Raw genomic sequence first — 19,155 nt, forward strand, 5'->3', positions numbered from 1 at the left:
TGACCTGACGGCTTTGTCGCCGAAAGGATGAAAAGTGTCGCAAAACGCCACCTCCCTCGACGCCCTGTTTGGGCCGGTTGCTGCCAAGTCTGACGGCTCGGAGGTGCTTGCTGCGCTGAAAGCCGCGGCGCGCGAGCGCATCCTGATCCTCGACGGCGCGATGGGCACGCAGATCCAGGGCCTCGGCTTCAGCGAGGACCATTTTCGCGGCGATAAGTTCACAGGCTGCGCCTGCCACCAGCAAGGCAATAACGATCTGCTGATCCTGTCGCAGCCAGCGGCGATCGAAGAGATCCACTACAAATACGCCATCGCCGGCGCCGACATCATCGAGACCAACACCTTTTCGTCGACCTCCATCGCCCAGGCCGACTACGGCATGGAAGACATGGTCTACGAGCTCAACCGCGACGGTGCGCGATTGGTGCGCCGTGCGGCGATCCGCGCGCAGCAGGAAGACGGCAAGCGCCGCTTCGTTGCCGGCGCGTTGGGACCCACCAATCGCACCGCCTCGATCTCGCCAGACGTCAACAATCCCGGCTACCGCGCCGTCAGCTTCGACGATCTGCGCATCGCTTATGGCGAGCAGCTACGCGGCCTGATCGATGGCGGCGCCGATATCATCCTGATCGAGACCATCTTCGATACGCTGAATGCCAAGGCGGCGATCTTTGCCTGCGACGAGATATTCATCGAAAAAGGCGTGCGCCTGCCGGTGATGATTTCGGGCACGATTACCGACCTGTCCGGCCGCACGCTGTCGGGCCAGACGCCGTCGGCCTTCTGGAATTCGATCCGCCATGCCGACCCGTTCACGGTAGGCCTCAACTGCGCGCTGGGTGCTGCCGCCATGCGCCCGCATCTCGCCGAATTGTCCGATGTCGCCGAGACCTTCATCTGCGCCTATCCCAATGCCGGCCTGCCCAACGCCTTCGGCCAGTATGACGAGAGCCCCGAATTCATGGCCGCCCAGGTCGAGGAATTCGCGCGCGAGGGCTTCATCAACATCGTCGGCGGTTGCTGCGGCTCGACCCCCGAGCACATCCGCGCCATCGCCGAGGCTGTCGCCAAGCATCCGCCGCGCCAGGTGCCGGAGCTCAAGCCTCAGATGCGCCTGTCGGGCCTCGAGCCATTCACGCTCACCGACGAGATTCCCTTCGTCAATGTCGGCGAGCGCACCAACGTCACCGGCTCGGCCAAGTTCCGCACGCTGGTGACCGCAGGCGATTACGCCGCCGCCCTCGATGTTGCCCGCGACCAGGTCGTCAACGGCGCGCAGATCATCGACATCAACATGGATGAGGGCCTGATCGACTCGAAAAAGGCGATGGTCGAGTATCTCAACCTGATAGCCGCCGAACCCGATATCGCGCGTGTGCCTGTCATGATCGACAGCTCCAAGTGGGAGGTGATCGAGGCCGGGCTGAAGTGCGTCCAGGGCAAGCCGATCGTCAATTCGATCTCGATGAAGGAAGGCGAAGAGGCCTTCCTGCACCACGCCAGGCTTTGCCGCGCCTATGGTGCCGCCGTCGTTGTCATGGCCTTCGATGAGCAGGGCCAGGCCGACACCAAGGCGCGCAAGGTCGAGATCTGCACCCGCGCCTACAAGCTTTTGACCGAGCAGGCGGGCTTTGCGCCGGAAGACATCATCTTCGACCCCAACATCTTTGCCGTCGCCACCGGCATCGAGGAGCATGACAATTACGGCGTCGACTTCATCGAGGCGACGCGCGAAATCACTGAGGCCCTGCCGCACGTCCATATCTCGGGCGGCGTGTCGAACCTGTCGTTCTCGTTCCGCGGCAACGAGCCAGTGCGCGAAGCCATGCACGCCGTGTTCCTTTACCACTGCATCCAGGTCGGCATGGACATGGGCATCGTCAATGCCGGCCAGCTCGCCGTCTACGAATCGATCGATCCGGAGCTGCGCGAGGCCTGCGAGGACGTCGTGCTCAACCGCGTGCCCAAGGCCGGCGGAACGGCGACCGAGCGCTTGCTGGAACTGGCGGAACGCTACAAGGGCACTGCCGGCAAGGAAGCCAAGGAGCGCGACCTCGCCTGGCGCGACTGGCCGGTCGAGCAGCGCATCAGCCACGCGCTGGTCAACGGCATCACCGAGTTCATCGACGCCGACACCGACGAGGCGCGGCTGAAGGCCGAGCGTCCGCTGCATGTCATCGAAGGCCCGCTGATGGCCGGCATGAACGTCGTTGGCGACCTGTTTGGCGCCGGCAAGATGTTCTTGCCGCAGGTCGTGAAGTCGGCCCGCGTGATGAAGCAGGCGGTCGCCGGCCTCCTTCCGCACATGGAGGCGGAGAAGGCGGCCAACGCCGCCAAGGGCATCGACAATGGCGAGCGCCAGACCGCCGGCAAGATCCTGATGGCGACGGTCAAGGGCGACGTCCACGACATCGGCAAGAACATCGTCGGCGTCGTGCTCGCCTGCAACAATTACGAAATCATCGACCTTGGCGTCATGGTGCCGGCAACCAAGATCCTGCAGGTCGCAAAAGACGAGAAGGTCGATATCATTGGGCTCTCCGGCCTGATCACGCCGTCGCTCGACGAGATGGCGCATGTCGCCGCCGAAATGGAGCGCGAAGGGTTCGACATTCCGCTGTTGATCGGTGGTGCCACCACCAGCCGCGTGCACACGGCGGTGAAGATCCATCCGCGTTACACCAGCGGCCAGACCGTCTATGTCAACGACGCCAGCCGTGCGGTCGGCGTGGTGTCCAATCTGTTGTCCCCGAGCGCCAAGAGCGGCTACGTCGAGACCATTCAGGCCGAATACAAGAAGGTCGCCGACGCCCATGCTCGCTCGGAGGCCGACAAGCAGCGCCTGCCGCTGGCCAAGGCGCGTGCCAATGCGCACAAGGTTGACTGGGCATCCTACACGCCGCCCAAGCCGTCCTTCCTCGGCACCAAGGTGTTCGAGAACTGGGATCTGGCAGAGCTCGCCCGCTATATCGACTGGACGCCGTTCTTCCAGACCTGGGAGATGAAGGGGCGTTATCCCAAGATACTCGAGGATGAAGCGCAGGGCCCTGCGGCACGGCAGCTGTTCGAGGACGCGCAGGCGATGCTGAAGAAGATCATCGACGAGAAATGGTTCGCCCCCAAGGCCGTCCTCGGCTTCTGGCCGGCCAATGCGGTCGGCGACGACGTCAGGCTTTTCGCCGACGAGGCGCGCTCGCAGGAACTGGCGACCTTCTTCACCCTTCGTCAGCAACTGACCAAGCGCGACGGCAAGGCCAATATGGCGCTGTCTGACTTCATCGCCCCGCTCGACAGCGGCAAGGCAGACTATCTCGGCGGCTTTGTCGTCACGGCCGGCATCGAGGAAGTAGCGATCGCCCAGCGCTTCGAGCGCGCCAATGACGATTATTCCTCGATCATGGTCAAGGCGCTGGCCGACCGTTTCGCCGAGGCCTTCGCCGAGCGCATGCACGAAAAGGTACGCAAGGAGTTATGGGGCTACGCGCCGGACGAAAATCTCGCACCCGACGATCTGATCGGCGAGCCATATCGCGGCATCCGGCCGGCACCTGGCTATCCCGCGCAGCCTGACCACACCGAGAAGGTGACGTTGTTCCGCCTGCTCGACGCGGAGAAGAATTCCGGCGTCAGCCTCACCGAAAGCATGGCGATGTGGCCGGGCTCGTCGGTCTCCGGCGTCTATCTGGCGCATCCCGAGAGCTATTATTTCGGCGTCGCCAAGGTCGAGCGCGACCAGGTCGAAGACTATGCCACGCGCAAGGGCATGACCATCACCGAGGTCGAGCGCTGGCTGGGGCCGATCCTCAACTATGTGCCCGCGTCCTACGCGCAAGCGGCGGAATGAGGCGCCCRCTCCTGACGATGCGGTGATCAACGCTTGCGTTTTTGGGACTCCTGATAGGGCATGCCGGTGGTGCGTTCATTCAGAACGTTTCGGAGTGGCATGCCCATGGCGCGCCGCTTCGCGCTGCAAGCGTTGCGCTATGAATCCGCCGTCGACACGGCAATCATCAACGCGGTTTTTAGGCCTGGTTTGAATGGGGAGGCTGAGCGCAGTAAGCCGAAGCCTAGCGGCCCGATTGCCATCAAGTCGAGCACACAACGAGGTGAATGGCGGAGAGGGAGGGATTCGAACCCCCGATGGGCTTGCACCCATGCCGCATTTCGAGTGCGGTGCATTCGACCACTCTGCCACCTCTCCGCGGTCGTGATCGGCCGTTGCCGGCGCGGCGCACTAGATAACGGCTCATGGCCTATCGCACAAGGCCAAATGTGGCCGAGATCAGCTATCTTTTCAGTCGAGGCGGAAATAGGCGCAAGACGCTGCGTCAGCTGTGTTGCCGCCATGCCCTTTTCGCTCCCTTTTGGCTCGAATGCTTCGGACCTTGCAGTTGCGGAGTGCCCACAAGGCGTTTTCTTTCAGAACCCTCCAGTACCCCATCTGAGCGTTGCCGCATGCGGGTGGACCCAAGCCTTGGTCAAGGGGCTGCGGTCGACGGAGGCGGCGGGCCGCGCGGCCACACGGGCGGTCCTGGGGTGTGATAAGGCTTATTGGGGCGAGGCCGCGTCTGCACGATTGTCGGTTCTGGCACAGCCGTGTATCCGAGGGTTGCCCTCCATGACCTGATGGCAGGAGGGAGGCCGGCAGCCCCCGCGAAACGTCGGTTTGCCGGCGTGTTCGCCTTGACTCGATGGCAACCTTCGGTTACGGGACCCCTGCATTCGGCGTGGAGGGTTCTCTGCGCCGTTTGTCATGAACCCGTACGACTGACAAAAAGACGACCCGAACCGCCCAGGTGGTTCAACAAGGTCGACCGAACAGCGAAAGGCATAAAATGTTCGCAGTCATCAAAACGGGCGGCAAGCAGTATCGCGTTGCCGCCAATGATGTGATCAAGATCGAAAAGCTCGTCGGCGCCGCCGGCGACACCGTTGAATTCGTTGAAGTGCTCGCCGTTGGCGAAGGCGACAACGCCGAGATCGGCGCGCCCTTCGTGGTTGGTGCAGTGGTGACGGCGGAAGTTGTCCAGCACGGCCGCGCCAAGACCGTCATCGCCTTCAAGAAGCGTCGTCGCCAGAATTCGCGTCGTGCGCGCGGTCACCGTCAGCACCACACCACTGTCCGGATCTCCGAGATCCTGACCGGCGGTGCGAAGCCTTCGAAGAAGGCGGCAGTGCAGGCCGAAGCCGCAGCTGACGTGGCTGCAGAAAAGCCCGCGAAGAAGGCAGCGCCGAAAAAGGCTGCAGCCGTCGCGGAATCAGAGTAATCAGAGCGACTGAAGGAGAACATCCATGGCACATAAAAAAGCTGGCGGTTCGTCGCGCAACGGTCGCGATTCAGAGTCCAAGCGTCTTGGCGTCAAGAAGTTCGGCAGCGAATCCGTGATTCCCGGCAACATTATCGTTCGTCAACGCGGCACCACCTGGCATCCCGGCGTCAACGTCGGCATGGGCAAGGATCATACGCTTTTTGCGCTCGAAGCAGGCGCCGTGACCTTCAATAAAAAAGCCAATGGCCGAACCTACGTATCGGTCAATCCGATTCTCAAGGCCGCGGAGTAGCCGGTTCCGCACTACAACACCGGCGCCCCATCTCGGGAACCGGTGTCTGGCCAAGCCAGGAAAAGGATCAGGGGAGATGGGTTTCCATCTCCCCTTTTTCATTTTTTCCTGGAGGATTTTTAACATGGTTGCCGAGAAGGAAGACAGCGAAGACGAAAGGCTGTCCGTCGATTGCCCCATATTGCTGACCGAGCGGCTGGTCCTGCGCCCGCCGCATGAAGACGACATCGCCGAGCTGGTGGAGCTCGCCGACAACCGCCACATCGCCGAGATGCTGTCGCGCATGCCGCACCCTTATGGCGAGGGCGAGGCGCGGGCCTTTCTTTCGATGGCGCGGGCCCAGCGAGGCGGCGTGGTCTACGCGATCACCGTTGCAGATACGGGTGCCTTTGTCGGCTCGGCGGGGCTCAACGTCACCGATCGTGGGCTTGAGCTCGGCTACTGGATCGGCGAGCCCTATTGGAAGTCGGGTTATGCCACCGAAGCCGCGCACGCATTGGTCGATCTCGCCTTCCGCGCGACCGACGTCAATGTGCTCAACGTTTCGTGCCGGGTCATCAACCCGGCGTCGCGGCGGGTGATCCACAAGTGCGGCTTCCAGTATGCCGGGCAGGGCATGCTGAACTCGATCGTCGCCGGCCAGGTGCCGGTCGAGCGCTACCGGCTCGACCGCAAGACCTGGGCGAGCCTCAGGTCGTGGGCACGCAGCTGAGGCGAGCTCAGGCCAGCTCGAGCCAGACCGGTTGGTGGTCGGAGCCCTTCGCCTCGCTGTCGATGCGGACGGATTTGACCTTGGCGGCCAGGTTGGCCTGGACGAAGGCGTAGTCGATCAGGCGGGTTTTTTCCGGATGGGTCGTGTCGGTCCAGGAGACCGATCCATCGGGAATTCCGCCCGCCAGCGCATAGGCGTCGACGGGATGGTGGGCGACGATCTGGGGGCCTTCGAAAGGGTCGGGCGCGCCGGTCATTTCAATATGTTCGGGCGAGCCGGGAACCATGTTGAAGTCGCCCAAAAGCACGAATTCTTCGGGGCAGGGGAGCTCGGGGAATCCGTATTCGGCAGCGCCCGATATGGCGCCGCCTTCCATCGGATAGGCGTAGACCCGTTGCTTGAGATGACGGATCTGCGCCATCCTTTCTTCTGGATTGACGTGATCGAGATGCACCGAATAGACGCGCAGCGGACCGGACGGCGCCATGACGAGCGCTTCGAGTGCAGCGCGTTGCAAATTGCCGCGGTTGAGGCGACGTGTACGCGGCAAAAGCATGCAGCGCGACGCAACGATCGGCCAGCGCGACAGCACCATGTTGCCGAATTGCAGGCGCTTGTTGGCCGGTTTCCCGTCTTCGAGCAGGCCAAAGTCGATATCCATGGCGATGCCATAGACGTGGAAATAGTCGGGCAGCAGTTCGGCAAGCCCGGCGACCATGTCAGCGCCGTTGTTGCGCATGAAATTGCGGGTCACCTCCTGCAGGGCAATGATGTCGGCACCGTCGATGCTAGCTGCGATGCGCTGAAGGTCGTAGCGGCCGTCACGGCCGATGCCGTACTGGGTGTTGTAGGTGACCAGCTTCACTGTCGAAATCTCCCGTCATCTCAGGCGGCTTTCAATCCGCGCTCGCCCTTCGCCGCGCCTTGCGCTATGGCAGGTTCGCTGAAACAACCAAATAACAGCAAGAGACGAACAGTCCGATGAAATTTCTCGATCAAGCCAAGGTATACATCCGCTCCGGCAATGGCGGCGCGGGTGCGGTGTCGTTCCGGCGCGAAAAGTTCATCGAATTCGGCGGGCCGGACGGTGGCGACGGCGGCCGCGGCGGCGACGTCTGGCTGGAAGTCGTCGACGGGCTCAACACGCTGATCGATTATCGCTATCAGCAGCATTTCAAGGCGCAGACCGGCGTGCACGGCATGGGCCGCAACATGRCCGGTGCCAAGGGCTCCGACATCATCCTGAAAGTGCCTGTCGGTACGCAGGTCTATGAGGAAGACAACGAAACGCTGATCTGCGACCTGACCCAGGTCGGCCAACGCTTCCTGCTCGCCAAGGGCGGCAATGGCGGCTTTGGCAACCAGCATTTCAAGACCTCGACCAACCAGGCGCCGCGCCGCGCCAATCCCGGCCTGGACGGCCAGGAGATGTGGGTCTGGCTCAGGCTCAAGCTGATCGCCGATGCCGGCCTCGTTGGCCTGCCCAACGCCGGCAAGTCGACCTTCCTTGCCTCGGTCACGGCGGCCAAGCCGAAGATCGCCGATTATCCCTTCACCACGCTGCATCCGGGCCTCGGCGTTGCGCGCATCGATGCGCGCGAATTCGTCATCGCCGATATTCCCGGCCTGATCGAAGGCGCCCATGAGGGCGTTGGCATCGGCGACCGTTTCCTCGGCCATGTCGAGCGCACCCGCGTCTTGCTGCATCTCGTTTCGGCTCAGGAAGAAAACCCGGGCAAGGCCTACAAGGTCGTGCGTGGTGAGCTGGAAGCCTATGGCCATGGGCTGACCGACAAGATCGAGATCGTGGCACTCTCCCAGGTCGACACGCTCGACCCGGATGAGCGCAAGAAGAAGGTAGCGTCGCTGAAGCGCGCGGCGGGACGTGCGCCGATCCTGCTTTCAGCCGTCACCCGAGAGGGCGTCGAAGAGACGTTGCGCGCGCTGATGAGCGTGGTCGAGGAAGCGCGGCAAGCGAGCGGTGACGTGGCGCCCTCCGACGCGCGCTGGACGAAGTAGGCTGCCTGCGATGACGATCCCTTCGCTGAAGAACTACAAGCGGATTACCGTCAAGATCGGCTCGGCGCTTCTGGTCGATCGAACCACCGGGTTGAAGCGCGAATGGCTGGCGTCGATGGCCGACGACATTGCGACGCTGGCTGAGGCCGGCGCCGACGTGCTGGTCGTCTCGTCGGGTGCGATTGCGCTCGGCCGCACCATCCTTGGCCTCGGCAAGCGCGCGCTGAAGCTAGAAGAAAGCCAGGCGGCGGCCGCCGTCGGCCAGATCGCGCTTTCGGGCGCATGGGCGGAAGAACTCGGTCGCAAGGGGCTGAAGTCTGGCCAGATCCTGGTGACGCTTGGCGACACCGAGGAGCGCCGGCGCTATCTCAATGCGCGCGCTACCATCTCGACGCTGCTCAAGATGAACGCCGTGCCCGTCATCAACGAAAACGACACTGTGGCGACGAGCGAAATCCGCTACGGCGACAATGATCGCCTGGCGGCGCGTGTTGCAACAATGATGGGCTCGGACCTGCTGGTCCTGCTGTCCGATATCGACGGGCTCTACACGGCGCCACCGGCGCGCGACCCTGACGCGAAGTTCATCCCCGTCGTCGACCGCATCACGCCCGACATCGAGGCGATGGCAGGGGCTGCGGCGTCCGAGCTGTCGCGTGGCGGCATGCGCACCAAGCTCGATGCTGGCAAGATCGCCACTGCGGCGGGAACGGCGATGATCATCACCGCCGGCACGCGGCTGTCGCCGCTAATGGCCATCGAGCGCGGTGAGCGCGCCACCTATTTCCGGCCGAGCGGCAACCCGGTGAAGGGCTACAAGACCTGGATCGCTGGCCAATTGGAACCGGCGGGCCGGTTGACTGTCGATGCCGGTGCTGTTGGCGCGCTGCTCTCGGGCAAGTCGTTGCTGCCAGCCGGCGTGAAGCTTGTCAGCGGCAATTTCTCGCGCGGCGATACGGTGGCGATCCTGTCGCCCGAGGGTCGCGAGATCGCGCGCGGACTGGTTGCCTATGACGCTGCGGATGCCGTAAGGATCGCTGGGCTGAAAACGACTGAGATCGAGACCGTTCTCGGCTATGAGGCGCGTTCGGCGATGATCCATCGCGACGACCTCGTCGTCAGCCACACGGACAAGGTTGCGGTGCAAGCGGAAGGGTAGGACATGCTGAAGGCGCATGAGAAGTCCCACGAGGATACAGCGTCCCTGATGGCCGAAATCGGCCGCAAGGCTCGTGCCGCCGCCCGTCCACTCGCCATCGCTTCCGCCGAACGCAAGCATGCCGCGCTGATCGGCATGGCCGAAGCCATCCTGCGCCGCCAGGATGAAATCCTCGACGCCAACGCCATCGACGTGAAGAACGGCGAGGAAGCCGGGCTGAGTGGTTCGTTCATGGATCGCCTCAAGCTGACGGCTGGCCGCATCCGCGACATGGCCGACGGTATCAGGGCGATTGCCGAACTGAGGGATCCCGTCGGTGAAGTGATTGCCGAATGGGACCGGCCCAACGGCCTGCATATCGAGCGCGTGCGTACGCCGCTTGGCGTCATTGGCGTGATCTATGAAAGCCGCCCGAACGTGACGGCGGATGCGGGTGCGCTCTGCCTCAAGGCCGGCAATCCGGTGATCCTGCGTGGCGGTTCGGACTCGCTCAATTCATCGCTGGCGATCCATGCCTGCCTGGTCGAAGGGCTGAAGTCGGCCAACCTGCCCGAGGACGCGATCCAGCTGGTGCCGGTGGCCGACCGTGCCGCCGTGGGCGAGATGCTGAAGGGCCTGTCGGGAAATCTCGACSTCATCATCCCGCGCGGCGGCCGTAGCCTGGTCGAGCGCGTGCAGAACGATGCGCGGGTGCCGGTCTTCGCCCACCTGGAAGGTATCTGCCATCTCTACATCGACAAGTCGGCCAAGCCAGACATGGCGGTGGACATTGCCGTCAACGCCAAGATGCGGCGCACCGGTATCTGCGGTGCTGCCGAGACCCTGCTGGTCGACCGCGCGGTGGCTTCCACTCACCTGGTGCCGGTGCTCGAAGCGCTGCGCCAGGCGGGTTGCGAGATCCATGCCGACGAAGACGTGCTCTCTGCCTTCACGGATGCCAAGCGCGCGACCGACACCGACTGGGTGACCGAATATCTCGACGCCATCATTTCGGTGAAGCTTGTCGACGGTGTTGCAGGGGCTATCGAGCATATCGAGACGTTTTCCTCGCACCACACCGAGGCGATCGTCGCCGAGGATGCCAAGGCCGTCGAACGCTTCTTCAACGAGATCGATTCGGCGATCCTGCTGCACAATGCCTCGACGCAGTTCGCCGATGGCGGCGAGTTCGGTATGGGTGCCGAGATCGGCATCGCCACCGGCAAGATGCATGCGCGCGGGCCGGTCGGTGTCGAGCAACTGACGTCGTTCAAGTACCGCGTGCGCGGTTCCGGGCAGGTGCGGAGCTAGCTTGCGGCGGCAAACAATCGTGCTACATTGTGCACATGAGCACACAATCCGAGACCGTTACTGTTCGTCTCGATAGCGAGACGAAATCGAGGCTTGAGGAGCTGGCGCTGCTCACGCGGCGTACGAAATCGTTCCTCGCTGGCGAGGCCATTGCCGACTATGTCGAGCGTGAACTAGCAATCATTGCCGGCATTCAACGTGGGCTCGATGATGTGAAGGCGGGGCGGACAGTGCCGCATGAGGTGGCACGAAAGCGGATCATGGACACCCTTGCACTTGCACGCAAGCAATGATGCGTGGCATCGAATGGTCGGAAGATGCACTCGCTGATTTCGAATCTGTCATCGCCTACATAAATCGCGATAATCCTGTAGCCGCTTCCAAAATTGCCGATCGAATTCTTGCAACCATCGACAATCTGGCTGAATTTCCAACGGGTCATCAGGGCCGAATGACCGGCACCTACGAGAAACTCGCGCAAAAAACGCCTTTCATCATCGCCTATTCGATGTCGGATTTGACCGTCTACATCCTGCGCATCATTCACGGCAGCAGGGACTGGCCGGATGGCGAGTGGCCGACCGAATGAGTTCCCACGATATTCCGTCTCAATACCTGCGCATGCCGCATGCGATGAAGGGCATGCAGATCGGGCTATTTGGCGGGTCGTTCAACCCACCGCATGCCGGCCATGGCCTTGTCGCTGAAATCGCCATGCGCAGGCTTCAGCTCGATCAGCTGTGGTGGATCGTCACCCCTGGCAATCCGCTGAAAAGCACGCGCGAGCTGGCGCCGCTCGCCAAGCGCATCGAGCTGTCGGAGGCAATCGCCGAGGACCCACGCATCAAGGTGACGGCCTTCGAGGCGACCCACAATGTGCGCTACACCGCCGACACGCTGGCCTTGATCAAGGCGCGTAATCCCGGCGTTGATTTCGTCTGGATCATGGGGGCCGACAATCTGCGCGACTTCCACCACTGGCRGCGCTGGCGGCAGATCGTCATGACTTTCCCCATCGCCGTCATCGACCGTCCGGGGGCGACGCTGTCGTTCTTGTCGTCGGTCGTCGCCAAGACTTTCGACTACGCACGCGTCGATGAGGGCGATGCGTCGCGCCTGGCGCGGATGAAGGCACCGGCATGGACCTTCATCCACGGACCGCGCTCGCTGCTGTCGTCGACGGCATTGCGAAACGGCACGGCCAAGTAATAGAGCGCGGACCAATCTACATTCGGACGTAGTGGCAGCTGATCATCGCGCAGTTGCCAAACGCCTAGTCTTTCGCTTCCATGAAGCGGATTCGGTTGCCGAACGGGTCGGTCACCTGCATCTCCGTTACCCACTCTTCATGGGTAAGACCGGGTTTGAGATAGCGATAATCCTTGGCCGCAAGCTCCTTGTGGAAGGCTTCCACGCCGCGCATGGTGACGACCATGTTGCCGCCAGGGCTGGCGTCGCCCGAATGCTCGCTCAGATGCAGCTTGAGCCCGCCACGCGACACCTGCGTGTAGAGCGGAAAATTGTCGCCGAAGCGATGCTCCCAATCGACCTTGAAGCCAAGAAAGCCGCGATAGAACTCGTGCGCCTTGGCGACATCGAAAATGCGCACGATCGGCACAGCCTGTTCGAAGGCGATGCCGCGATCGTCGGAGGCAGTGTCGTCTCCGATCTTGGCCGACAGGATATTCCAGGTGCCGAGTCCGAATTGCCGGGCGACGATCTCCAGCGCCTCGCTGTGGCTGACAGCCAGCTCCTTTTCAGCCAGCACTTCGCGCATGGCCTTCGCCATCGCCTTTGCATCACGATAGGTTCGCATGGTCTTCCAATCCCCAGCTTCTGGCGAGAAAACCCATCAGTGCCCGCATTGCCGATGCTCTCACCATCTCTTGGGATCAGGTGACGTGAAGCGTCCGACGTGTTCGCCAAACCCCTGTGCGGGGCCCGGGCTGCCGGCCACATCCAGCCGTCCGTCAAGCTAACAACGGGGTTGTCGTAGGGTCAAGGGCGGCAATTTCCCCGGTTCAAACCAGAACAAAACAGAGACGCTTCTGGCCTTTCTGCCCCGAATCACTACATTCGGGGCAGATGTCAGACTTTCCGGACGACATGCCCTTTTTTGACGAGCCCGGCGCAATGCCGTCCCGGCCCGCTGGCACGCCTGCGCCCAGCGGTATCGCTGCGCGTGCCATGGCCGCACGTAAGCCACCGGCCGCGCCTGACTATCTCAAGGGCTTGAACCCCGAGCAGCGCCTCGCCGTCGAAACCACCGAGGGGCCGGTTCTGGTGCTTGCCGGTGCCGGCACCGGCAAGACGCGCGTGCTCACCACCCGTATCGCCCATATCCTGAGCCAGGGCCGCGCCTACCCCAGCCAGATCCTCGCAGTGACCTTCACCAACAAGGCGGCGCGCGAGATGAAGCAACGTATCGGCCTGCTTGTCGGCGAAGCCGTCGAGGGCATGCCGTGGCTCGGAACCTTCCACTCCATCGGCGTCAAGATGCTGCGCCGCCATGCCGAGCTTGCCGGCCTGCGCTCCGACTTCACCATTTTGGACACCGACGACGTCATCCGTCTGATCAAGCAGCTGATCCAGGCCGAAGGCCTCGACGACAAGCGCTGGCCGGCGCGCCAGTTCGCGATGATGATCGACGGCTGGAAGAACAAGGGCCTGGGCCCTGCCGAAATCCCCGAGGGCGACGCCCGCGCTTTTGCCAACGGCAAGGGCCGCGAGCTCTACAAGGCCTATCAGGACAGGCTCAAGACGTTGAACGCCTGCGACTTCGGCGACCTTTTGTGCCACCCGATCCGCATCTTCCGCGCCTATCCGGATGTGCTCAAGGAATACCACAAGCGCTTCAAATACATCCTCGTCGACGAGTACCAGGACACCAACACCGCTCAGTACATGTGGCTGCGCCTGCTCGCCCAGGAAACCGGCGCGCCGGGCCAGAAGAATGTCTGCTGCGTCGGCGACGACGACCAGTCGATCTATGGCTGGCGTGGGGCCGAGGTCGACAACATCCTGCGCTTCGACAAGGATTTTCCAGGCGCCGTCGTCATCCGGCTGGAACGCAACTACCGCTCCACCGCCCATATACTGGGTGCCGCCTCCCATCTCATCGCCCATAATGAGGGCCGCTTCGGCAAGACGCTGTTCACCGATCGCAACGACCCCGAAGACGGCAAGGTCAATGTGCATGCGGCCTGGGACTCCGAGGAGGAAGCCCGCGCCGTCGGCGAGACCATCGAACAGCTTCAGCGCCAAAAGCACAATCTCAACGACATGGCGATCCTGGTCCGCGCCTCGTTCCAGATGCGCGAGTTCGAGGACCGCTTCGTAACCCTTGGGCTCAATTACCGCGTCGTCGGCGGCCCGCGCTTTTACGAGCGCCAGGAAATCCGCGACGCCATGGCCTATTTCCGGGTCGTTGCCCAAGGTGCCGACGACCTTGCCTTCGAGCGCATCGTTAACATACCCAAGCGTGGCCTTGGCGAAGCCGCCATCCGCCAGGTCCACGACACGTCCCGCGCGCTCGGCGTGCCGATGCTTGAAGCAGCCCGCAACCTCGCCGAAAGCGACGAGCTGAAGCCCAAGCCGCGCGCGGCACTGCGCGAGGTCGCAGCCAATTTCGAGCGCTGGCAAAAGGCCCTCGACAACACACCGCACACCGAACTCGCCGAGACCATTCTCGAAGAGAGCGGCTACACCGACATGTGGAAGAACGACCGCTCGGCCGAAGCGCCGGGCCGGCTCGAGAACCTGAAAGAACTCATACGCTCGATGGAGGAGTACGAGTCGTTGCGCTCGTTCCTGGAGCATGTCGCGCTCGTCATGGACGCCGACAAGAATGAGGACCTCGACGCCGTCAACATCATGACTCTGCACTCGGCCAAGGGCCTGGAATTCGAGTCCGTCTTCCTGCCCGGCTGGGAGGAGGGCCTGTTTCCGCATCAGCGCGCGCTCGACGAGGGCGGCCGCTCGGGTCTGGAGGAAGAGCGCCGCCTGGCTTATGTCGGGCTCACCCGCGCCAAGAAGAACCTGCATCTGTGGTTCGTCTCCAACCGCCGCATCCACGGCCTATGGCAGTCGACGATCCCCTCGCGCTTCCTCGACGAGCTGCCCGAGGCCCATGTCGAGGTCGCCGATGCCGGCAATTCCTATGGCGGCTACGGTTCGGGCGGCGGCCGCCAGAACCCCTATGGCGCATCGCGATTCGACAGTGTCGGCGAAAAATCCTTCTCCAACACCTACGCCACGCCGGGTTGGCAGCGCGCGCAGYAAAACCGCACCGAGGCCACCGACCGCAACTGGGGCTCGCGCTCCGGCCATTCGGTCGAGCGCATCGGCTATGGCGAGACAGATTCAGGCTTTGGTGCTGGTCGCGGCTCGGTCAAGGGCCGCATGATCGAGGGCGAGCTGGTGGCGAAGTCCGTCGCGACCGAACCCTCGCGCTTCAATGTCGGCGACCGGGTGTTCCACCAGAAATTCGGCAACGGCAACATTTCGGCCGTCGACGGCAACAAGCTGACCATCGACTTCGACAAGGCCGGTCAGAAGAAAGTTTTGGACGGGTTCGTGAACGCTGTGTGAGGAAGCGCCCTATCTCTTCCTTTTGGGAGGGAGATAGGCACGGCACCTTCATCCTTCCACATATCTATGCGGGATCGAGTTGATGAGCCGCTTGTAGGGCATGCCCTCCTCTGCCGCACGCGCCTTGAGGCGTGCGAGATCGCGCTGCGGAATTGAAATCCGTTGCCGCTTGCCATCAAGCAAGCCCTTGGCCGCCTCGCGCCAGAAAGCGCGGCGAGCCTCGACATCACCGACCGAAACCCACGCACTGTGTTCGGCGCTGTCGCAAGCCTTGGCATCGGTGAAGGGCATTCCCTGTCTCCGTCATCCCGGAAACCGGAGCGAAGCGCAGGTTATCCGGGATCCATTGGTCATAGCATCGTCGTACTCGGTCGGGTCCTTGCCTTGGCGCACTTCATCCATGCCTCTGCAAACCGAGAACCCGGCCGTGCTGGTCAATAGATCCCGGGTCTCACGTCGCTTCGCTTCGCTCGCCCGGGATGACGGCGGTGAGCCCCCCGCTGCCCACGGTCGAGCAGCTGACCGGCTGCGAGCCCCGTACCTTCCGGCAATGGGCGTTTGAACGCGCAAATGCATTCCGCGGGCCGGCCGGGGAATGAGCGCCAGCGCCGGCACCTTGTCTTATGAGTTGCCGCTTCCTGCTTACGGGATTAATATTAGCTACATCTGATAAAATCGCTGGGAGGCGAAGACGATGCGCCAATATATCGATTGCCGTGAGTTCCCGAGCGAAATGAAGTGCACCGTAGCTATCGCGGCCGACACCGAAAAAGAACTCATTGATGCGGCCGTCCAGCACGCTGTGTCAGTTCATGGCGAAAAGGACTCGCCGTCTTTCCGTGCGGAGATCAAGAAGGTCATCCATTCCGGCACGCCGCCGGCCTGACCGTATCACGGGCGCTGGCATGCAGCCGGTGCCCTTGCTCGCCACGCCGCATTGATCGCACGGAAAAGCCGTGACAACGGCGTTGATCGCGGAGCGAAGGTGCGCGTTTAAACCAGATAGACGGTTATTGCCGGCGCGCGTTGCCGCCGCTGCGCATAGCCTTCAGCCGTTCGGCCGCGGATGCCGCCAGATCGGCGTAACGGTCTTCCAGCTTCTCGGCGGCGACCAGCACCTCGGGTTCGAAGTCGTTGGCTTCCAGCACCTGCCGCAGTTTTTCGACGAACTCGGCCTGCTGTTCGAGCGCGGCAAACAGCTTTTTCACCTGATCACGGCTGATGTCGGGATTGGCAAGCGTGACAGGTACCTCGCGGGCCATTTCCGCGCCGGTTTCGGCTTGCTCCTTGAGGATGTCCAACCAGTCAATCACGCCACACCGTACCCAACTCGCAACAATCTTGGGCCCGACATGAGCTATCGTCAACCTTGGCGCTACCCCTTCGCCTTTGACCTCGCCCGCGAGTCATGCCGCTTTGCCGCTTCCTCGCATTTGCGGCGGATTTCCTCGACCTCGGTCTCGGTCAGGTGCTCGATGCCGATGAAATGATTGTGGCCGGTGCTGACCCGGATCAGTTCGTCGAGCTTGGCCTGGATCGCGGCACCGTCGCGGTTCTGCGTGTTCTGGATGAGGAACACCATCAGAAAGGTGACGATGGTCGTGCCGGTGTTGATGACGAGTTGCCAGGTATCGGAAAAGCCAAAGAATGGGCCGGACACCGCCCAAACAACGATGATCAGGCAACAAGCCGCAAAGGTTGGCGGCAGCCCGGCAGCATAGGCCACCTTGTTGGCGATCCTGGTGAAAACCTTCTCGTACATGAAAAATTCCTTCGCCCAGCGAAAGGAAACAATCGGCACCCGTTCAGGTTCCCTTCGATCGCCCCGCAGCCAGACTGGATGCTCAGCCCTGAAGGGCTTGTTTTAGCACCACGGCCTGGTTGTGGAGTTTGTCACGGGCCGAGTAGACCAGCGTCAGCGGCCCCTTTGCTGCCTGCGCGCGCAAGTCTTCGACCAGCGCCGGTCGCGCCGCGAGTTCCAAAAGATAGCGCGAACGAAACGCGTCCCAGCGCTCAGGGGCATGACCGAACCATTTCCTCAGCTCCGTCGTAGGCGCGATTTCCTTGAGCCAGAGATCGACAGCGGCCTTTTCCTTGGTCACCCCGCGCGGCCAGACCCGGTCGACCAGCACGCGAAAGCCATCGTCGGCGGTGGCCGTCTCATAGACGCGTTTGATCCTGATGCTGTCCATTCCGAGTCAATGATAGGCTTCCGGGCATCGGAATGGCCAGTCTAGCTCTTGATCGGCAGCCAGAGCTCATAGCCGCCATTGCCCGTCACCGGATCAAAGCTTTCGGGATAGCGCTCGAAATGCGGGGCATCGGCGGCCTCGTGGCCCGAACTCGGAAACCACTTGCTCCATATCGTGTTGGTGATGCGTCGGATCGCCGAGATGTGCTCGGTGGTGGCGAACACGACATAACGCTGCGGCGGGATGCGCAGGCGGCTGAACTCCGATGTCAGGCCGGAGAAGTCAGTGACCTCGACACCGGCGATGTATTCGAAAGTGTCGTCGTCGAAATTGCAGCAGACGCCGTAGCCGACCATGCCTTTCTGGCCTGGAACGCTGCCGAAATGCGGGCCGAAGCGCTGCCACAGCGAAGGAATGGCGATGCTGGTCTCGCAAGTGTAGCGCTGGCCAAAGCCGGCGATGAGCAGTGGGCCGCCATCGACAAAACGCGGCGGGGCCAGGTTTTCAACAAAGGTTTCGTCCATTTTGAGGTGCTCCACGCATTCGGGTTGGGGAACAGCGCCCTTCGCACGCACCGCCTCGGGCGTGAGCCCAAAGCGGTCGCGAAAGGCCCTGGTGAACGCCTCATGCGAGCCGTAGCCGGCGTCGAGCGCGACCGCCAGAATGTCGGGCGCGCCTTTGGCCAGCGAGAACGCCGCGTCGGTGAGGCGGCGGGCTCTGATGTAACCCATGAGCGAATGGCCGGTGGCGGCACCGAAGGCGCGGGACATGTGGAAACGAGAGACACCGCCAATGGCGGCAATCTCGTCCAGTCCGATATCCCTGGAATAGTGGCTTTCGATGAACCAGATGGCTTTTTGAACCGGGGTCATTGGTCTTTCCTGCATGAGAACGCACCCGGTATGCCCCTTGTCGGCGCGGCTCGTTTGATTGTGGTTGCTGCAACGACGTTTTTCGCACGAAATGTCGATGGGCCAAAACGCGGGCCCTTTCATTTTGATCCAGGACAGGCAATTGGCGGAGCCAGCGTGACGATGTCGCTTTTGCAACTACGTACGCAGCAACGGCAGGCGAAACTGGCGGCATGGAACAAAAGCACGCGACAGGCCAGGACGATGAACCGCCCGCGCCGGTGATTGCGGTTGCCGGCGTCATCGTGGCGATGGCGCTGGTGGCGGTCGGCAACGGCCTGATGTTCGGCTACATTCCGATCAGCCTGGGTGCCGCCGGCTATGCACCGACCTGGGCCGGTACCATTCTCACGGGCCTCTCCGCCGGCGGGCTTGCCGGTTGCCTGCTCACCGGTGCGCTGGTGCGCCGGGTTGGCCATGCGCGCGCCTATATGGTGTTTTCAGCCCTGGTMGTGCTGTCCAACGTGGCTATCGGTGCCGGAACCTTCCCGGTTGTCTGGATCGCCGCGCGGGTGCTCTACGGCTTTGCCATATGCGGGCTGTTCATTGTGGCCCAGAGCTGGCTCAACGATGCCGTCGGCAATGAAATCCGTGGCCGCGTCATGGCGATCTTTTATGTCTCATATGTCGTCGGCCTGGGCGTCGGCTCGTTCCTGCTCGGCTTCGTCGATATCGCGACCGCGCAGGCGCCGCTCATTGGCATCGCCTTCAATGCTGTCT

20 protein-coding genes and 1 tRNA gene are annotated in these 19,155 nt (G+C 62.5%); 13 read left to right on the forward strand and 8 right to left on the reverse strand.

The window, feature by feature from the left end:
- Positions 1-34 precede the first annotated feature (34 nt).
- Complete coding sequence (gene metH / locus AC1DWF_RS12155) at positions 35-3,844, forward strand: methionine synthase (RefSeq protein WP_476804262.1); 3,810 nt, start codon at positions 35-37, stop codon at positions 3,842-3,844.
- A gap of 267 nt (positions 3,845-4,111) precedes the next feature.
- Here metH and AC1DWF_RS12160 read toward each other — a convergent pair.
- Positions 4,112-4,201, reverse strand: a tRNA-Ser gene (locus AC1DWF_RS12160).
- A 634-nt stretch (positions 4,202-4,835) separates the two neighbouring features.
- Here AC1DWF_RS12160 and rplU point away from each other — a divergent pair.
- From rplU to AC1DWF_RS12175, 3 genes are all read left to right on the forward strand, one after another.
- Positions 4,836-5,267, forward strand: a complete 432-nt coding sequence (rplU, locus tag AC1DWF_RS12165) for a 50S ribosomal protein L21 (RefSeq protein WP_476787793.1) — start codon at positions 4,836-4,838, stop codon at positions 5,265-5,267.
- A gap of 25 nt (positions 5,268-5,292) precedes the next feature.
- Positions 5,293-5,562: a 50S ribosomal protein L27 gene (gene rpmA / locus AC1DWF_RS12170; RefSeq protein WP_055974797.1), complete on the forward strand. Its 270-nt coding sequence runs from the start codon at positions 5,293-5,295 to the stop codon at positions 5,560-5,562.
- Positions 5,563-5,686: 124 nt separating this feature from the next.
- Positions 5,687-6,274, forward strand: coding sequence for a GNAT family N-acetyltransferase (locus AC1DWF_RS12175; protein WP_476784920.1), 588 nt, complete (start codon positions 5,687-5,689; stop codon positions 6,272-6,274).
- 7 nt (positions 6,275-6,281) lie between these two features.
- Here the strand turns inward: AC1DWF_RS12175 and AC1DWF_RS12180 are convergent, their stop codons facing one another.
- The gene (locus AC1DWF_RS12180; protein ID WP_476784921.1) at positions 6,282-7,139 is read right to left on the reverse strand and encodes an endonuclease/exonuclease/phosphatase family protein; all 858 of its coding nucleotides are present in this window, start codon (positions 7,137-7,139) and stop codon (positions 6,282-6,284) included.
- Positions 7,140-7,255: 116 nt separating this feature from the next.
- Between AC1DWF_RS12180 and obgE the strand changes: the two genes are divergently transcribed.
- Genes obgE through AC1DWF_RS12210 form a run of 6 tightly spaced genes read left to right on the forward strand, consistent with a single transcriptional unit; the run spans position 7,256 to position 11,951 of the window.
- Positions 7,256-8,293: a GTPase ObgE gene (obgE, locus tag AC1DWF_RS12185; protein ID WP_476841710.1), complete on the forward strand. Its 1,038-nt coding sequence runs from the start codon at positions 7,256-7,258 to the stop codon at positions 8,291-8,293.
- A gap of 16 nt (positions 8,294-8,309) precedes the next feature.
- A complete protein-coding gene (gene proB / locus AC1DWF_RS12190) occupies positions 8,310-9,452 on the forward strand; it encodes a glutamate 5-kinase (RefSeq protein WP_476784729.1) in 1,143 nt (380 codons plus the stop codon).
- A 3-nt stretch (positions 9,453-9,455) separates the two neighbouring features.
- Entirely contained in the window at positions 9,456-10,742 is a 1,287-nt protein-coding gene (locus AC1DWF_RS12195) for a glutamate-5-semialdehyde dehydrogenase (protein ID WP_476841711.1), read from the forward strand.
- Between the two features lie 35 nt (positions 10,743-10,777).
- Positions 10,778-11,035: a CopG family ribbon-helix-helix protein gene (locus AC1DWF_RS12200; protein ID WP_476784725.1), complete on the forward strand. Its 258-nt coding sequence runs from the start codon at positions 10,778-10,780 to the stop codon at positions 11,033-11,035.
- Positions 11,032-11,331 carry a type II toxin-antitoxin system RelE/ParE family toxin gene (locus AC1DWF_RS12205; RefSeq protein ID WP_476784726.1) on the forward strand — a complete coding sequence of 100 codons (300 nt, stop codon included), beginning with the start codon at positions 11,032-11,034 and terminating at the stop codon, positions 11,329-11,331. The genes AC1DWF_RS12200 and AC1DWF_RS12205 overlap by 4 nt, the downstream gene beginning before the upstream one ends.
- Positions 11,332-11,363: 32 nt before the next feature.
- Entirely contained in the window at positions 11,364-11,951 is a 588-nt protein-coding gene (locus AC1DWF_RS12210) for a nicotinate-nucleotide adenylyltransferase (RefSeq protein WP_476841714.1), read from the forward strand.
- Positions 11,952-12,015: 64 nt separating this feature from the next.
- Here AC1DWF_RS12210 and AC1DWF_RS12215 read toward each other — a convergent pair whose 3' ends face one another.
- Entirely contained in the window at positions 12,016-12,558 is a 543-nt protein-coding gene (locus AC1DWF_RS12215; protein ID WP_476784727.1) for a glyoxalase superfamily protein, read from the reverse strand.
- Between the two features lie 269 nt (positions 12,559-12,827).
- Between AC1DWF_RS12215 and AC1DWF_RS12220 the strand changes: the two genes are divergently transcribed.
- Positions 12,828-15,332: an ATP-dependent helicase gene (locus tag AC1DWF_RS12220; RefSeq protein ID WP_476841712.1), complete on the forward strand. Its 2,505-nt coding sequence runs from the start codon at positions 12,828-12,830 to the stop codon at positions 15,330-15,332.
- 48 nt (positions 15,333-15,380) lie between these two features.
- On the opposite strand, the gene AC1DWF_RS12225 is transcribed toward AC1DWF_RS12220, so the two are convergent.
- Complete coding sequence (locus AC1DWF_RS12225) at positions 15,381-15,623, reverse strand: DNA-binding protein (protein ID WP_476787790.1); 243 nt, start codon at positions 15,621-15,623, stop codon at positions 15,381-15,383.
- Between the two features lie 403 nt (positions 15,624-16,026).
- Here AC1DWF_RS12225 and AC1DWF_RS12230 point away from each other — a divergent pair, with 403 nt between their 5' ends.
- A complete protein-coding gene (locus AC1DWF_RS12230; RefSeq protein ID WP_476783998.1) occupies positions 16,027-16,218 on the forward strand; it encodes a DUF1059 domain-containing protein in 192 nt (63 codons plus the stop codon).
- 124 nt (positions 16,219-16,342) lie between these two features.
- On the opposite strand, the gene AC1DWF_RS12235 is transcribed toward AC1DWF_RS12230, so the two are convergent.
- From AC1DWF_RS12235 to AC1DWF_RS12250, 4 genes are all read right to left on the reverse strand, one after another.
- The gene (locus AC1DWF_RS12235) at positions 16,343-16,645 is read right to left on the reverse strand and encodes a hypothetical protein (protein ID WP_476783999.1); all 303 of its coding nucleotides are present in this window, start codon (positions 16,643-16,645) and stop codon (positions 16,343-16,345) included.
- 62 nt (positions 16,646-16,707) lie between these two features.
- Positions 16,708-17,094 carry a low affinity iron permease family protein gene (locus tag AC1DWF_RS12240; protein WP_476784000.1) on the reverse strand — a complete coding sequence of 129 codons (387 nt, stop codon included), beginning with the start codon at positions 17,092-17,094 and terminating at the stop codon, positions 16,708-16,710.
- An 82-nt stretch (positions 17,095-17,176) separates the two neighbouring features.
- Complete coding sequence (locus AC1DWF_RS12245; RefSeq protein ID WP_476784001.1) at positions 17,177-17,524, reverse strand: DUF488 domain-containing protein; 348 nt, start codon at positions 17,522-17,524, stop codon at positions 17,177-17,179.
- 41 nt (positions 17,525-17,565) lie between these two features.
- Positions 17,566-18,396 carry an AraC family transcriptional regulator gene (locus AC1DWF_RS12250; RefSeq protein WP_476784002.1) on the reverse strand — a complete coding sequence of 277 codons (831 nt, stop codon included), beginning with the start codon at positions 18,394-18,396 and terminating at the stop codon, positions 17,566-17,568.
- A 212-nt stretch (positions 18,397-18,608) separates the two neighbouring features.
- On the opposite strand from AC1DWF_RS12250, the gene AC1DWF_RS12255 reads away from it, so the two are divergent.
- Positions 18,609-19,155: MFS transporter (locus AC1DWF_RS12255; protein WP_476841713.1), on the forward strand; the 547-nt coding region annotated here is incomplete at its 3' end.

The sequence above is a fragment of the Aminobacter sp. P4_D5 genome (assembly GCF_056401815.1).